Raw genomic sequence first — 16,975 nt, 5'->3', positions numbered from 1 at the left:
GGGTTGCAGGCCGGGCCTTACAGGCCGGGGGTGATGTCGCCTTGCTGCCAGCGGCTTTCATTGCTGCTGAGGGCCTGGGCGATGTCGGTCAGCGAGTCCGAGCGCAGTTTGGTTGGCAATGGGTCGAGGCCGGCGCTGGCGAAGACCTGGCCGTAGCTGTTGCGCAGCTCGGCGTAGGCGAGGTCGCGGCGCAGGTCGGCTTGCAGGGCATTCAGCTCGCCCTGGATCAGCTCCAGCTCACCGATGCCTTGGGCCTGATGGCGGTTGCGCAGTTGCTCGACGATCTGCCCATCCAGCGACACCAATTGTTGGCTGGTGGCGAACTGGCGGCGGGCTTCGTTGTAGTTGGCGTTAGCCACGTACAGCTGGGCGAGTACGGCCATCGACATGGCCTGACGGCGGGCTTCGACCACTTGTTCGCCGGCCTTGGCGACGTTGATCGCGGCGGGCGCGGAGATCACGTTGAACAGGTTCCAGGTGATCTTGACACCGTAGTCGGCCCAGCTCTGATTGCTCAGGAAGCTGTTGCTGTCGTAGTGGCCGCCGGCCGAGAACTCTAGGCCGGGGAGCATGCGCAGCATCGACTTGCGCACTTCGGCGGCGCTGATGCGCGCCTGGTAGTCCTGCTCGCGCAATTCAGGGCGCGAGGCCAGGGCTTGCTGTTCGAGGGTGGCGAGGTCGACCTTGAGCTCGGGCACGCTGTAGTCGTTGCTGGAGGCCAGGGTCAGTTTGCTGCCGGGCGCGAGGTTGATCAGCGCGCCGAGCTCGGTCTTGGCCAGCGACAGCGCGCGGCGTTGTTCTTCCAGCTGGCGGGTGGCTTCGATCAATGCGCGCTGGTAGTTGAGCGTGGCGACCTGGTCGCCGAGGCGCTGCTCGCCCATCTGCTGGCTGTTGGCCTTGGCCTGGTCGACGCGCACCATCAGGGTATCGATCTGGGTCAGCAGGCGCTCGGCGGCAACGGCGCGCCAGTAGGCCGAGCGGACATCCTGGATGATGGTCTGGACCACCTTGCGCCGACGTTCCTGCACGATCAGACGCTGGTCGCCTTGCTGTTTGGCGTTGACGTAGCTGACGCCGAAGTCGAGCACGTTCCAGACCATGGTCAGGTCGGCCACGCCGCGGTCACGGTCCTGCGAGGTGGAGGGTTCGAGGGACTGGGTGTTGGTCAGAATACTCTGGCTGCTAGAGGCGCTGACATTGCTGCGCCCGGCGTAGCCTGCCGACATCGCCATGCGTGGCAGCATGTCGAAGGTGGCGAGGTCGACCTGGCGCTGGGCCAGGGCTTCTTCCATGATTTTCAGGCGGGCTTCAAGGTTGTACTTGACCGCACGCGCCATGGCTTCGTGCAGGGTCAACGGGCCTTGCAGGGCCTCCTGATCCTTGAACATCTTGGCCAGATCGGACTTGGCCCGCTGCTCGCTGACGCTCGGTTCGATTGGCTGAGTCTTGACTGCGCAGCCGGTGACCGCCAACGCGAGAAAACTTACCGCGAAAAACCTTGATGCTTTGTTCATCCCTGTCCGCCCCCTGGTACGGCACATGTGAAACTCATGACTGCTTGTCCGCTCACACCTGAGGTACGCGCGCATTGATCTGCCCCAGCGCCTGCGCCAGTTCCCTGGTCGGGCGTTGTTGATTGTCGGTGATGCCTTGCAACTGTTGGCCCAGGCTTGGTGCTGCGGTCAGGCCCCTGCCCGCCCCGCCTTCGGCCTGACGCCACGGCTTGCCGCCGCTGAGTTCGTACTGGCCGCCGTCGTCCGGCATGGTCTTGCTGAAGATGCTGGCCAGGCTGCTGCTGCCAAACGTACTGCCGTCGTTGTCGCCAAGGCCGACCGCGCTGCTGCCGGCGAAGACTTGCGCCAGGTAGCTCGGCGCCAGCGCGCCGTTGTGAATGAAGATACTGCCGAGTGTGGCGACCCCGTTGCCCAGCGTCGGCACTTCGAACAGAGGCGCCGGCAACAGCGGTGAGCGCGTGTCGACCACGCTGGCCAGCGGCACCTGTGGCACCAGCAATGGCTGCGCCGGTGCCAGCGGGCTGACCCCGGCGTTGGCGCGGAACTCGGGGTCGCCGTCGTTGGCGACCATGCTCTGGCCCTGGCTGCTGAAGCCGCCGCTGATCGGGTTGCCGGCGTTATCGGTAATCGTGCCGGCGGTGCCATTGAGCGCCAGCGCCAGGCTGCCGGAGCCGCCAGTGCCGGAGACATTGACCTGCCAGGTACGCGCATCGATCTGCACCAGCGACTGCAGGCTGCCGCTGGCGTTGCCGGTGGTGAGCAGGCTGAAGTCGGACAGTTGTACGCCGTTGACGGCTTCACTGAAGGTCACGGTAAAGCTCATGCTGCCCGGCGCCGAAGGCGCGGCGACGATCGACTCGACCTGCGGCGCGTCGGTATCGACGGTTACGCCGCTGCTGTCGGCGACGTTGTTCAGGGCCAGCTGCATGGCGTTGCCGGCGGCATCGCGCAGGCTGCCGCCGTTGCTCGACAAGCCGACCACCTGAATGCCGTTGGCGTCGTTGTCGCCGACTTGCACGGTGTACTGGAACACCAGCGTCGAGCTACCCGAGCCGGCGACATAGTTGGCGAATACGGTGCGCCCGCCGATATCCAGCGCCAGCTGCGGCGTCCCGTTGACCAACACGGTTTCGCTGGTGTTGACCACGAACGACAGGTTGTCGCCGGCGCTGTAGGTAACCCCGACCGGGACCGTCACGCCAGTGGTGACTGGCGCCACACGGTCGACGTTGTAACCCCCGCCGGTGATGCCGCCGCTGAGGGCGTTGCCGGCCTGATCGGCAATGCCGCTGGCAGCGCCGTTTAGGTTCAAGCTCAGGTTGCCGCTGCCGCTGATGCCACTGACGGTGACCACATAGGTGTTCGCATCCAGGCGTTGCAGACTGCTCAACGTGCCGCTGGCGTTGCCGGTCGCGAGCAGGGCGAAGTCGGCCAGGTCGACGCCGTTGACCGCCTCGCTGAAGGTCACGGTGAAGCGCACGCTGTCGGGGGTGTTCGGTGAACTGTCGACGCTGCTTACGGCTACGGTCGGCGCGCGACTGTCGACCGCGAAGGCGTTCGAGACGCTGCTGCCAACGCCGCTGTTGCCAGCCTGATCGGTCACGCCGGCGTTGTTCAGGCTGACCAGGTTGCGGGCAGCCTCGACGCCTGCGGTGGGAGTCAGGATTGCGGTCCAGGTAATCCCGCCATCGCTGCTGGACAAGTTAGCGAGTGCGCCATTGGTGACGCTGAAGTCAGCCAGCGTCAACCCGCTTACGGGCTCGTTGAAGGTGATCGTTACCAGGCTGCTCTCACCACCGGTCAGCGTGCTGCCGGCGACCACGATGGTTGCGTTGGGGCGCACGGTGTCGATGCTGAACGCCGGCGAAGCGCTGCTGCCGGTGCCGCTGTTGCCTGCCAGGTCGGTGTAGCGGCTGTTGTCCAGGCTGATCAGGTTGCCGGCTTGCTCGACATTGCTGGCGGGAGTGAACGTCGCCGTCCAGGTCACGCCGCCATCGCTGCTGGAAAGGTTGCTCAACAGGCCATTGCTAACGCTGAAGTCATCCAGCGCCAAACCGATCACCGCTTCGCTGAAGGTGATGGTCACCTGCGAGGTCTGCCCTGCCGTCAGTACCGAGTCGCTCAGGACGATAGTCGAGGTCGGGCGCTGGGTATCGACGGCGAAGGTATTCGAGTCGGTACTGCCGATGCCGGCGTTACCGGCATGGTCGGTAACGCCAGTGTTGTTCAGAACAATGATATTGCTGGTGTTGGTGATATTGCTGGTCGGGGTCAGGGTGGCAGTCCAGGTAACCCCGCCATCGCTGCTGCTCAAATTGCTCAGCAGGCCAACGGTGACGTTGAGATCGGCGGTGGTAAAGCCGCTCACCGCCTCGCTGAAGGTGACGGTGACGGTCGACGTTTCGCCGACGCTCAAGGCGTTGTCCGCGACTACGATAGTGGCGGTCGGGCGTTGGGTGTCGATGGCGAAATTGTTCGAGTCGGTGCTGCCGATGCCGGTATTACCGGACGCCCCCATCACACCGGTGTTGTCGAGGGTAATCAGGTTGGCACTGTCATCGACGTTGCTCGATGGCGTGAACGTGGCTGTCCAGGTAATACCTCCATCACTGCTGCTGACAGTGCTGAGCGTACCGTTGGCAATGCTCAAGTCGGCATTGGTGAAGCCGCTCACCGCCTCGCTGAAGGTGATGGTGACCAGGCTGGTTTCGCCGACTGCCAAGGCCGTGTCGGCAACCACGATGGTGGCCGTCGGCAGCACGGTGTTGACGGTGTAGTTAGGCGAGTTGGTCGTGCCAGTACCGCTGTTGCCGGCCAGATCGGTGATACCGCTGTTGTTCAGGGTGATCAGGTTGCTGATGTCCTGCACCTGCAGCGTCGGCGTGAACAACGCCGTCCAGGTGATGCCGCCGTCGATGCTGGTTACATCGCTGAGGGTGCCGTTGGCCACGCTCAGGTCATCGTTGCTGAAGCCGTTCACCGCTTCGCTGAAGCTGAAGGTCACCAACGTGCTTTCGCCAGCGCTCAGTGCCGTGTCGGCCATGCTGATCACCGCAGTCGGGCGCTGGGTATCGACGGCGAAGGCGTTCGAGTCGCTCGTGCCGCTGCCGTTGTTGCCGGACAGGTCGGCGACGCCAGTATTGTCCAGAACAATGACATTGCTGGTGTTGGAGATGTTGCTGTCGGGGGTCAGGGTGCCCGTCCAGGTCACCCCGCCATCGCTGCTGATGAAATTGCTCAGCTGGCCAACGCTGACACTCAGATCGGCCCGGGTAAAGCCGGTCACCGCCTCGCTGAAGGTGACGGTGACGGTCGACGTTTCGCCGACGCTCAGGGCGCTGTCAGCGACCACGATAGTCGCAGTCGGGCGCTGGGTGTCGATGGCGAAATTGTTCGAGTCGGTGCTGCCGATGCCGGTATTACCGGACGCCCCCATCACACCGGTGTTGTCGAGGGTAATCAGGTTGGCACTGTCATCGACGTTGCTCGATGGCGTGAACGTGGCTGTCCAGGTAATACCTCCATCACTGCTGCTGACAGTGCTGAGCGTACCGTTGGCAATGCTCAAGTCAGCATTGGTGAAGCCGCTCACCGCCTCGCTGAAGGTGATGGTGACCAGGCTGGTTTCGCCGACTGCCAAGGCCGTGTCGGCAACCACGATGGTGGCCGTCGGCAGCACGGTGTTGACGGTGTAGTTAGGCGAGTTGGTCGTGCCAGTACCGCTGTTGCCGGCCAGATCGGTGATGCCGCTGTTGTTCAGGGTGATCAGGTTGCTGATGTCCTGCACCTGCAGCGTCGGCGTGAACAACGCCGTCCAGGTGATGCCGCCGTCGATGCTGGTTACATCGCTGAGGGTGCCGTTGGCCACGCTCAGGTCATCGTTGCTGAAGCCGTTCACCGCTTCGCTGAAGCTGAAGGTCACCAACGTGCTTTCGCCAGCGCTCAGCGCCGTGTCGGCCATGCTGATCACCGCAGTCGGGCGCTGGGTATCGACGGCGAAGGCGTTCGAGGCGGTACTGCCGATGCCGGCGTTACCGGCATGGTCGGTAACGCCAGTGTTGTTCAGAACAATGATATTGCTGGTGTTGGTGATATTGCTGCTCGGGGTCAGGGTGGCAGTCCAGGTAACCCCGCCATCGCTGCTGCTCAAATTGCTCAGCAGGCCAACGGTGATGTTGAGATCGGCGGTGGTAAAGCCGCTCACCGCCTCACTGAAGGTGATGGTGACTGTCGAGGTTTCGCCGACGCTCAAGGCGCTGTCCGCGACCACGACAGTCGCGGTCGGGCGTTGGGTATCGATGGCGAAGCTGTTCGAGTCGGTGATGCCGATACCGGTGTTGCCCGTCTGGTCGCTGACACCGCTGTTGTCCAGGGTGATCAGGTTACCGGTGCTGGTGATATCTGCGTCGGGGGTGAAGGTCGCCGTCCAGGTGATGCCGCCGTCGCTGCTGCTGACGCTGCTGAGCGAACCGTTGGCGACGCTCAGGTCAACGTTGCTGAAACCAGTGACGGCTTCGCTGAAGGTAATGGTGACCAGGCTGGTTTCACCAGTCCGCAGCGCTGTATCGGCAACCACAATGGTCGCGGTGGGGCGTGAGGTGTCGACGCTGTAGGTCGGCGACGGTGCCGAGCCGGTGCCGGCGTTGCCGCTCAGATCAGTGACCCCCGCCAAGTTGACGCTGACCACATTGGCGACGCTGGTCGAGGCTGCGGTCGGGGTCAACAGCGCGGTCCAGGTGATGCCGCCGTCGCTGCTGCTCAGACCACTCAAGCCGCCGTTGGAGACGCTCAGATCGGCCAGTGTGAAGCCGCTCACGGCCTCGCTGAAGGTAATGGTCACCACGGCGGTCTGGCCCGCGAGCAAACTGCTGCTGGACAGGCTCACCACTGCCGTCGGACGCTCGGTATCGATGGCGTAATTATTCGACTCGGTAGTACCTACGCCGGCATTGCCGGCGGCGTCGGTGACCCCTGCGTTATTCAGGGAAATCAGGTTGCTGCTGTCGGTGGTGGCGGTGCTGGGCGTGAGCGTGGCGGTCCAGGTAATGCCACCGTCGCTGCTGCTGAGGTTGCTCAATACGCCGTTGGCCACGGTGAAGTCGCCGACGCCAAGGCCGCTGATTGCCTCACTGAAGGTGATGCTGACCAGGGTGGTTTCACCGGCCAGCAAAGTGCTGTCGCTGACAACGATGGTTGCGTTTGGCGGCACGGTCTCGCGCACGGTAACCGCCACGTTGGCAACGCTTGAGGTCGCGCCGTCACCATCGCTGACGGTCACGCTGAGCATGCGGTTCGCCTGGCCAATCGCGTTGCTGGCGTTGCTGTTGTCGTAGGTCAGGTTGCGCACCAGCGCCTCGACCGCAGCGGCGCTGGCATTGGCGTTGAGGCTGACCACCAGGTTGGCGCCATTGGTGCCGCCGCTGAGCGTGCCGATCACGGTGCCGCCGTAGCTGACGCTGCTGCCACTGACGCCGATCTGGCCGGCACCGTTGCCTTGGTTGCGAATCGCCAGGCGGTCCTCGCCCGGAGCGGCATTGGCCGTGACCGATACGGTCAACGCACCACCGGCAAAATCGGTCGAGTCGCTGTCGCTCACCGTAGCGTTACCGCCGGCGTCAATCAGCACCGCGCCGCCACCTTGAGTGAAGGCGGCACTATCGCCGTTGAGGTTGCCGATGACCGGCGCAGCATTCAGCGGCTGCACGTCCACCAGCGCAGTGTGCGAGGTGCTGCCCATGTCATCGTTGACCAGCACGGTCACGCTGCGCAGGCCCGCGGTATAGGCCGGCGTGCTGTTGCTGTACTGCACTGCAGCCAGCACTGTGCGGTACTGGGCCAGCGTGGCGACACCGCTGAGGGCCAGTGTCGAGGTGCCCGAGCCGGTCACGCTGATGCCGTAGCTGGCAGCGGTAGCGAGCTGGCCGGCGCTGAGCAGCAGCACTTCGTTGCTGCCATCGAGGCTGCCGCTCAAGCTAAGGTTGGCACCGCTGACCTGGGTGTCGCCGTCGCTCTGGGTGATGACGATGTTCGGCAGCAGCGGCACCGCGCTGCCGTTGAAATTGACACTGCTGTCGTTACCGGGCGTGGTGCTGTCGAGGTCGACCAGCGGCGCGGTGTCGTACAGCACCTCGTAGGCGCCGATATCCACCGCGCCGCCGCGCGGACGCTCGAAGCCACGCAGGTCGGTGGTGGGCGCACCCGTACTGGTGCCCTGGTTGATCGCATTGCTGGCGCTGGCTGCCAGGCGCAGGTCGCCATTGGCGGCGTCGACGAAGTTGACGGTGGTGCCAATCAGGTTGGTGGTGTCGGTGTAGGCGGTGCCAGCTTGCAGATTGGCATCAACGCTGTTGACCGTATTGCCGCTGATGATGGTGTTCTGCACGGTGATCAGTCCCGTCGCAGTTCCCGTCCAGCCGAGGCCGGCGCTGCTGATGCCGCCCGCGCCGGTATTGGTAAACACGTTGTTGGCAATGGTGCTGTTGACGATCTGTACCGTGGCCGAGCTCAGGATCAGGATACCCCCTGAAGCTACTGTGCCGCCGCCAGCATGGGTACCACTGTTGTTGTAGATCGCAACGTTCTCGAGCACATAACTACCGGGGCCGGCCAACCGCACCAACGAGCTCATGGCGGTTGCCCCAACGATCGTGCTGCTGTTGTCGTGCAAGGTGCTGTTGCGCAGCGTGATGGCGGTGCCCACCGACGTGCTGGAGTTGATCACGGTGCCCGAGTTGTTCTGGAAGTTCGAATCTTCAACCATCAGCGTGCCACCGTTGGCACGCAGGACGCCGCCGGTAATGTTGCCGGAAAAGTGGCGGAAGTCCAGATTTTGCACAGTCAGTGAGCCGCCGGCATTGATGGAAAGGCCGGAGGCCTCCAGCGCGTCACGCGAGCCGCTGTTGTTGACGTCACCACTGAGGATGATGTCGCCGACGCCGTCGCCGTCGACATCACCGTTGATGGTGATCGTGCTGGTCACGGCCAAGGCGGTCGCAGATGACCAGCGAATGGTCTGGCCCTTGAGGTCCTGGTGGAAGACGATGATGTCACTGCCGCTGCCGGCCGCTGAGCCATCCACCGAGACATCGCCGTTGGCGGCCTGGATGGCCTCGGCGAGCGAGACCTTGCCGTTGACCACGGTCGACGAAGCATCGGTGTCGGTGACGGTGATGGTTGCCAGCGAGGTGGTGAACGCCGACAGGTCGCCGCGCTGCACACCGACTCCACTGGCGACTGCGCCAGCGACGGTTTCCAGCTGCCAGTCCTCACCGGCACGGTTGCCGGTGGAATCGCTCGAGGCACCAACATCAGCACCGGTCAGGCGCGACACTTCGTTGACGAACTGCTGGCCCTCGGCGCCTGCGCCGGTATTGCAGGCGAAGAAGCGCACATCACCGCCTTCGGCCAGGCTGGCACCGATGCGCGCCAGGTCGGCCGCATGGGCGTCTAACTGATTGGTCCAGATCGCATCGCCGGCCAGGTAGATATAGCCCGCGTCGCCATGGCTGATGATATCGATCGAGGCAATGTCCTTGCGCCCGTCGAGGTAGTCGGCGATCTGCTTGAGGCCGTCCTTGCTGTTGTCCAGCACCACCACTTCGACGCCTTCGGGCAGGCCGGCGATCAGCTTCTGGTAATCGCTGACGGCCGAGTCGATGAACACCACTTCCTGGCCGCCGGCGACATCCGCCGAAGCGGTGGCCGGCGCGGCCGTGGCGGGTGCGGGGTCATGCTCGCTGGCGGCATCCTGGCTGCTGGCCGGGTCGTGCCCCGCGGCAGCGGCAGCGGCTTCGACGGCCACTGCCGCCTGGTCGGCAACGACCGGCACCGAGGCGTCGAACATCATGCGTGGTTCGAGGGCCTGAATCAGGCTCGGCGAATTCACGGAAACGGTAGGTGGGGTGGTGCGCGTGCCGCGTTTCCAGAATGCCATGATGTCCTCGCTCAGCCTTGTGCTGGTGTTTCCAGCCGGCCTCCTGACGGAAACCGGCAATGTCCTTGGGAATTGCCGGCGCCTGCCGCAGCGTCGTAGCTGCGGCAGGCGCCGTACCTGTCAAGCTTAGTTGCGCGACGGGTAAATACCCTCAACCGCAATGATCATGTTCACGCCCAGAGAGGGATTGCGCACGCTGACCGGGAGCGAATTGCCGCCAGCCGTGGCCGATCCGGTCAATGGCGCCTGGAACGCTGTGAGCGCGGTATCAGCGGCGCTTTCGCTGAAGATACTGACGTTCACACCACTACCGTCGGCATCCACTGACTTGGCCAGCACACGGTTGCTCGCGGGCAAGTTGCTGTCGGCGTCACCGCTGAATGCCGGCACAGCAACTGTAGCTTTCACCGCAGCCAGGTTGACCGGCACCTGCGGGAGATTGTTCGCGGTCAGAGTGACCGCTTCGCTGCCCGATGATTCGCCCAGATCGATTTGAGACAAGGCGGGGCCTTGGCCGGTGCCGATCGCCGCGCGACCGCGCAAGTCAGGCAGGGCGAAGTTTGTCGTGCCGTTGCCGCCGTAATAGGTGCCTAACAATGAGAACAGCGCCTGATTCTGCACGATGGGCAGCAACTGCCCCTGGCAGAGTGCCCAGCCACGCGGCGCGAAATTGCCGGCAAACATTCTGATTTCACCAAGAAACGGATCACTCATCTACTGCGCTCCTTTGACTGCACTGAAAACCCGAGCCAAATGGCCCGCAAAAAATGATTACTTACGCTGCGCTGAGCAAAGGTTGGCGCTGCATGTGCAGATACAAGCCGTCATCCGCGCTCGCTTGAAAACCGTGACGCAGGTACAGCCGCTGTGCCGGATTGCCGGCCAGCACTTGCAGGCTGACGAGCAAGCCGCTGGCATCGGCGCGGGCCAGCCATTGGCCGAGCAGGCGGGTACCGATACCCTGCCCTTGCCAGGCAGGGAGCAAACTGATGTCGATGATGTGCAGCTGGGCTGCGCTCCAGTGCAGATAGGCGCGGCCGACAGGTTCGCCAGCCGACTCGATGATCAATTGCCGGGCGTCCTCATAGTGGGTTTGGTAATGCTGTTGCTGAGCCGCGAACTGCTGGGCCACAAAGGCCTCGACCGCAGCCGCTGGCCAGCCCAACTGAGCCATTTCAGCCGAGCGGGTGCGCGCGTACAGAGCACTCAGGAACGCCAGGTCGGCGTCCACACACGGACGAAGAGAAACCTCGGGCGATGACATGGCGGGATTGCTTCCGTGCAATGTTTCCCCAAGCCGGGGCGCGCTTCCATGATGGACTGTCAGACAATATGGGCGGCAGCGTAGCCGAACTGCCAGCCCGCCTGCTAGCGCAGAAGAAGCCAAATGCCACTATTTTATCAAACGCCTGTTTGAGGCCTTTTTGACACCTTGCTTCAGCTGCGCTGCAAGCGAATGGATTCCAAGGAAATATACGCATCAGCGGCCCAGCGAGTGACCGCCTGACGTACCTCGGGGCTGGCGTCATCCCGCTTGCGCTGGCTGTCCGCCGCGAAGGCCATGTACGGCTGCTTGGCATCGAATGCGGCAGTCTGCTGCAACTGCGCGTGGTCCTCGGCAGTGACCGCGAACAGCGGCGCGAGTCGCCCCCAACAGGCGTGCGGCAGCTCGTTGTAGTTGACCGCGACCGCACCGTGGCGCTGGCACAGCTCAAGGCCCGCGCGCAGCACTTCGGCGATCATCCGGCAGGTGTACTGCAGCGGGTCCATGCCCGCTGCGTCCGGTAGCAGTTGATCCAGCACGGTCACGCCGAGCAGGCCTGGCACCCGCTGCATGCCGGCCTGACGCATCTGCGAAACGACGATTTCCAAGGGGTCGCGGTAGAGAAAAATCCGTGGCGTGTCTGGGTACAACGTGCACAGTTGCGCGCCCTCGAACACATTCCAGGCATCCAGCTTGATCAGCAACTGCTGCTCGTCGCCCCGGCGGCGCTGGCCATAGGCAGACAACAACGCCGACACCGCGCGCGGCTGCCAGGCGCTGGCGCCGGCATCCACAAGATGCGCGCGCAGCAGGTTGTCCAGCGGTGGCGGCTCGGACAGCACGATGTTGCGCTCAAGCCCCGCCAGCAGTTGTGCGATCAGCGTCGAGCCACACCGCGAGGCATGAAACACCAGCGCGCTGGGACCGATGCCCGGGCAGCGCTGCTGCCAGTCGAGCAACGCCTGGAGGCCGGTTTCGCGGCGAAACGCCTGGTTGAACGGCAGGCGCAGCGCGGCATCGACGTCGTCCCGCAGAAACGGCCTGGTCAGGCGCTGCTGGCCAAACCAGCACCAGTCAACCCGCCACTCGCCAGCGCGCTGCCAACTGCGGATCGGCAGCCAGCCGGTAAAATCCAGCTCGGGGGTCACACTCGCCATTGGTCGTTCCATGCTTGTTTGCCTTGGCGCATCGCGCTGCGCACGTCTGCCTCGGCGAAATACAGGCCCGCTGCGGCGCCCATCTGCCGGGTGTGCTCGATGAATGCCTGCGGCTCGGTCAGCGCCTGCAGGCTCGCGGCCAGCTCGGGCCGCGCCGTCAGCAACAGCCTGAACTGGGCAAAGGCTTGCCCGGCGCGACTCGCCTGCAACTGCGGAGTTTGCTCAAGGCCTTGCTCGATCAGGCTGAGCAAGGCCGGCGTTGGCTCGCAGTCGAGGACCAGATTGATCCGCTCGGCCTCGCTGCAGTTGTCGACCCGATGCGGCCGCGACAGGTCGAGGAACCAGCATTCACCAGGCTGCATCGGCACCTGCTGGTCATCCACCAGAAACTCCACCCCGGCCGGGCTGAGCAACGGCACGTGCAGGCGCAGGCAGCCGCCCGGGCGCCCGAGGTCGGGGTCGCGGTGCTCATGAATCCGCGCGCCCGGCCCCAGGCGCAGCAACCGCGCCGCGCGCAAATCACTGCCCAGGCTTTCGCGCAGGCTATGCCAGGCGGGCTCGTGCTGCCAGGTCTGCTGCTGCACCGGCGCACCGGCACCGGGCGCCAGCGGCAGGTGCGCATCGGCGGCGGCGATCAGGTCGATGCCACTCCAGTCGCCCTGGTGATAAGCGGTGTTGAAGTGGCCTCGCCAGAGGCCACTGTCGACTCGCGCCAGGGCCTGCAACAGCGCCGCCAGATCTACCGCCAGCGGCAACCGCGAACACAGGGGCAGCGGGACTTCAGGCATGGTCACTCCTTACCGTTGAGCACAACTCTAGAAACCGCTTTCGCGCACGCCCAGCGCTGCCAGACGTCGCCACAGGCCACCGAGCAACGACTCGCCAGCGCCCTCCAGCACCACCACGCCGCGCCGTGGCTGGTCGACTTCCGCTATGTCACTCAGCGGGCTCAGGCGCACGCCATATTGGGCCTGGACCGGCTCGGCGCGGTGCTGAGCGTCGCGGCGCACGGCAATCGGGCCGTGATGATCGGAGGTCAGCGCTTCAAGCTCGACATACCTAACGCCAGTGGCGTCGATTGTGTCCAGACGCACCTCGACTGCCGTCCGCGCCGGATCATCGGCGATGAAGCGCCCATGGCTGCCAGGCGCGACCCGCCACAGCGAGGCTTCGGCCAGATAACCCCGCAAGCGCACGCCAGGCTCGACGATTCGGCCGAGGGTCTGGCTCGGGCTGAGCCACAGCCCGGGCGTCAACTCAGGCGGCAGGTCGCGCATTACCCCCGCTTGCGGGGCGCGGATCTGCAGGCGCTCGCGCTGGGCCGCCAGGCCGCGGTACTCGGCGACGGCCTCGGCCAACTGCTGCTCCAGAATGCCCGCATCACCGGCGGTTTCGCTGCGGCTTGCCTGTCGGCGTGACAGCAACTGCAGAATCTCGATCTCACGGCGCACGATCAGCTGCCGCGAATCCAGGTCGGGCGAGTCCAGTTCCAGCAGCAACTGACCCTGGCTGACCACCTGCGCATCCTGCACATGCAGCGCCTTCAGGCGGGCCGCGACCGGCGCGTGCAAGTCCGACGTGCGCGAGGCCTCGAGCAGCGCCGGCACCTCGACCGCGGTGCGCCACGGCAACAACAGCACCGCCAGCACCAGCAGCACGCCAGCGCCGAGCCAGAACAGCTTGTGCGGGTTCGCCTGTGCCCGCCGCTGCCACCAGTGGCACAGCTCTTTGTACACCGGCAGGCCGATGAACCAGACCAGCTCCACCACCATCAAAAACACTCCCAGCACCTTGAAGAACAGGTGGTAGACCGCCAGCGCGATGCCAAAAAACAGCACCGCGCGCCAGACCCATGAGCAGTAGCCCCATACCAACAAACGTCGGCGCATCAGCGCTGGCCAAGGCTCCGGCGCTGGGTCGCCGTAGCCGAACAGGGCCTCGCGCAGGTGCCAGCGGCACAAGGCGAACGAGCGGTTCTGCAAGTTCTCCACACCCCACAGGTCGCTGACCAGGAAGTAACCATCAAAGCGCATGAACGGGTTCAGGTTGATCAGCAAGGTGGTTACCCAGGTGGCCGTCGCCAGCATGAAAGCCGCCGTACGCGCCGGCCCGTCCGGCAGCAGTGACCAGGCCAGCAGGGCCAGTACCGCCAGCACCAGCTCGGCGAACACCCCGCCGGCATCGATCAGCAGCCGCGAGCGGCGGTCACTGACTCGCCAGGCATCGCTGACATCGGTATAGAACATCGGCAACAGCACCATGAACGCCAGGCCCATGCTCTGCACCCGGCAGCCGGCGCGCTTGGCCATGAATGCGTGACCGAATTCATGCAGCAGCTTGGCGAACGTCAGCGCCACGCCAAACGCCAGTACGCCGCCAAAGCTGAACAGGTGCGGGAAGGTCGCGATAAACCGCGACCAGTCACGCATCACCAGAAACAGGCCGAGGATGAACAACAGCGGCAGGCAATAGCGCAGGATCCAGCCGCCGTTGCGCTCAAGCACTGGCCAGGCGCGGTTGAGAAAGGCATCCGGGCGCCACAGTGGGATGCGGAAAAACAGGTACTGATGCAGCACCCGGGTGCCCAGGCTCTGCCGGCTGCCGGCCGCCTTGAGGCCATAGCTGGCGCGCTGGCGCGGGTCGAGCGCGGCGATCAGGTCGTGCTGGCTGAGAAACGTCAGCAACTCTTCCAGCACGGTGTCCTGCAGCGGTACGCCGGGTTCGGCGTTGGCCGCCGCCAGCACCTGTTCTGGATCACCCAGCGCCCAGTGCCGCAGCAGCCGCACCGCCGAGCCACCCAATTTGAAGTAGCGCCCGCGCAACGGGTCGGCCAGGGTCCATTGCGGGGCGCCATCGAATGCCGCAGCAGCCGGAGACAAGTGCAGGTCAGCCCGCAGCGCCGGCAGCATTACACGCCCAGCCCTTGGCGCAGCGCCGCCAACGGCTTACGCAGCAGGTAATACACCAGCGGCGCCCGCGCGCCGTAAAGCTTGGCGGTGCCGCGCAAGCCGATTCGCGGCGGCGGCTCGGTAAAGCTGGCGTCCAGGCGGTAGGCCAGTTGCCCGGCGGCCGTCAGTTGCGCTTCATAGGCTGCACGTTCAAGGCTCGCGACGTGGCGCTGCAACGGGTCGCTGTCGAGAAACAACGCCACTTCGGCGCCGGGCTGCAAGGCGATGGCATCGCCCACCGGTAGCTCCATGCGCAGTTGTGCCTGGTTGGGGTCGGCAATTTGCATCAATCGCTCACCGGTCTGCACCGGTTTGCCGGTCCAGCGCTCGGCATCGGCAAATACTGCAATGCCGGCGCGTTCGGCGCGAATCTCGCTGCGCGCCAGCAGCTGCCGGGCATAGTCGAGCTCGGCGCGTTTCTGCTCTACCCGCGCGGCGAGCAGATCGAGGCGGGCATTGGACTGCGCATCGGAGAACGCACGCTGGGTGCTGGCCTTGAGTTCAGCCTCGGCCACGCCCAGCGAGCGCTCGGCGACATCGGCCTGGGCCTTGAGGGTGGTAGCGTCGAGCCGCACCAACAGCTCGCCCGCCTCCACCCGCTGGTTGGGCTTGACCCGGATCTCGGCCACCACCCCATCCAGCGGCGCGGCCACCACACGGCCGCCCAACGGCACCACTTCAGCGGGGGCCAGCACGGCCTGGCGCACCGGTACCAGTAGCATCAGCAAAGCTGCGCCAAGCACCATGGCAATGCGCCGCCGTGGCCAGCGCAGCCGCCACGGCTTGCCCGGGCGCAACGCCAACCAGGCATGCGCGTATGTCTCGGCCAGTTGCCCGAGCAAGGTCAGCTCGGCCTCGCTGAAGGACTGCTCGCGGGCCAGCCACAGGCCACCGAAGGTTTCCCCCTCGCGGTCGTTCAGCGGTAACCAGCAGGCGTGGGCGGCTGACAGCGCCTGCCACTCGCCGACGGTCTGCTCGTCCAGCTCGGTGGGATCGACCGGCCCGGCCTCGGCGCCCCGGCTGTGCAAGCGGGCGGCAGCGCGCTCGACGAACGCCACGAACGGCGCATTGGCCTCGACCACGCTGATGCCGGTCAGCGCCTGCACCTTGCCCGCGATCAACAGCGCGGCATGGCGAAAACCAAACAAGGCCTGGCCATCGTTGACCATGGTGAAGCCCAGCTGCTCGGCCGTGGCCGCCTGCCGGGCCTGGCGCTGCAAGCCGAGAAATACAGCGAACGCGCGCTCGACAGCGCCGCCCGCCGCCGCGGTCATTGCAGCTCCGCGAAGTGCGCCGAACCGCTCATGCCTGCCAGCAACCCGGGGGCTTGTTGCGGCAACGTGCCGATCAGCAGCAAGGTCTGGCTGCCTTCATCGATGCGCGCGCCAACCCGCTTGACCTGAGCCTGCAGTGGCTGGCCGGTTTCATCCGGGACGAATTCAAAGGCTTGCCCAGGCTTGAGCCGGCCGAGCCAGCGCGAAGGCACCAACAACTGAATTTCCAGCGAGCGGTTGTCGACCACTTCCAGTAGCGGCGTGCCGCTGGCGACGCTTTCGTGCGGCTGGGCGCGGCGCTGCACTACCCGGCCATCGAACGGCGCGGTGATCACGCAACGTTTGACCTGCACCTGGTAGACCTGCGCCTCGGCCTGCGCCTGCGCTTGCTTGGCTTCGGCCAACGACACGGCAAACTGGCCGACCGACTTCAGCGCGGCCAGTTGCTTGTTGTGATTGAGTTCTTCGCGGGCGGCGCGCACGGCGGCCTGAGCGGCATTGAGCTGGGCCTGATAGGCGCTGCAATCGAAGCGCGCCAGCACACTGCCCTTCTGGAATGCTTCACCGTCGCCGTAAGGCATCTCGACGATGCGCCCAGCCAGTTCGCTCGACAGCACCGCCTGGTCGCGCGCCCTGAGCACGCCACGGGCGCTCTGCGTGGGCGCTTGCGCCGAGGCCTGCGGCGCATCCAGCAACGGATCGCCAGCAGGTTCACTGGCGAACGTCGGCGACAGGTAAAACAGACTCATCACCACGGCCAACCCGGCACCACGACGCATCTTGCGCACTCCGTTGCGAACTCAGTGCGCGGAGTGTACGAAAAAAGTGATGGCACGGATACATCACTGCCACCGACTTGTTGCGCCTTTCATCACCCCGCAGCAA

General features: G+C 65.0%; 9 protein-coding genes. All 9 read right to left on the bottom strand.

Annotation, left to right across the window (positions count from 1 at the left end):
• Positions 1-17 precede the first annotated feature (17 nt).
• Entirely contained in the window at positions 18-1,514 is a 1,497-nt protein-coding gene (locus HU736_RS18590) for a TolC family protein (protein WP_186701307.1), read from the bottom strand.
• 52 nt (positions 1,515-1,566) lie between these two features.
• Complete coding sequence (locus HU736_RS18585; RefSeq protein WP_186701308.1) at positions 1,567-9,447, bottom strand: Ig-like domain-containing protein; 7,881 nt, start codon at positions 9,445-9,447, stop codon at positions 1,567-1,569.
• Positions 9,448-9,573: 126 nt separating this feature from the next.
• Complete coding sequence (locus HU736_RS18580; protein WP_186701309.1) at positions 9,574-10,161, bottom strand: phage tail protein; 588 nt, start codon at positions 10,159-10,161, stop codon at positions 9,574-9,576.
• A gap of 61 nt (positions 10,162-10,222) precedes the next feature.
• On the bottom strand, positions 10,223-10,711 hold the full coding sequence (locus HU736_RS18575) for a GNAT family N-acetyltransferase (RefSeq protein ID WP_186701310.1): 489 nt from the start codon (positions 10,709-10,711) through the stop codon (positions 10,223-10,225).
• 173 nt (positions 10,712-10,884) lie between these two features.
• Entirely contained in the window at positions 10,885-11,868 is a 984-nt protein-coding gene (locus HU736_RS18570; protein WP_186701311.1) for a sulfotransferase family protein, read from the bottom strand.
• Positions 11,856-12,656, bottom strand: coding sequence for an aspartyl/asparaginyl beta-hydroxylase domain-containing protein (locus tag HU736_RS18565; protein ID WP_186701312.1), 801 nt, complete (start codon positions 12,654-12,656; stop codon positions 11,856-11,858). The genes HU736_RS18570 and HU736_RS18565 overlap by 13 nt, the downstream gene beginning before the upstream one ends.
• 27 nt (positions 12,657-12,683) lie before the next feature.
• Positions 12,684-14,777 (bottom strand): site-2 protease family protein, encoded by a 2,094-nt coding sequence (locus tag HU736_RS18560; protein WP_186701313.1) that lies wholly within the window; start codon positions 14,775-14,777, stop codon positions 12,684-12,686.
• Complete coding sequence (locus HU736_RS18555; protein ID WP_186701314.1) at positions 14,777-16,090, bottom strand: efflux RND transporter periplasmic adaptor subunit; 1,314 nt, start codon at positions 16,088-16,090, stop codon at positions 14,777-14,779. The genes HU736_RS18560 and HU736_RS18555 overlap by 1 nt, the downstream gene beginning before the upstream one ends.
• Entirely contained in the window at positions 16,087-16,869 is a 783-nt protein-coding gene (locus tag HU736_RS18550) for an efflux RND transporter periplasmic adaptor subunit (RefSeq protein WP_186701315.1), read from the bottom strand. The genes HU736_RS18555 and HU736_RS18550 overlap by 4 nt, the downstream gene beginning before the upstream one ends.
• Between the last annotated feature and the right edge of the window lie 106 nt (positions 16,870-16,975).

The organism is Pseudomonas shirazensis (assembly GCF_014268785.2).
GTDB classification, from domain to species: domain Bacteria; phylum Pseudomonadota; class Gammaproteobacteria; order Pseudomonadales; family Pseudomonadaceae; genus Aquipseudomonas; species Aquipseudomonas shirazensis.
The sequence above is the reverse complement of the archived record's forward strand: the minus strand, read 5'-3'. Positions and strand labels throughout refer to the sequence as shown.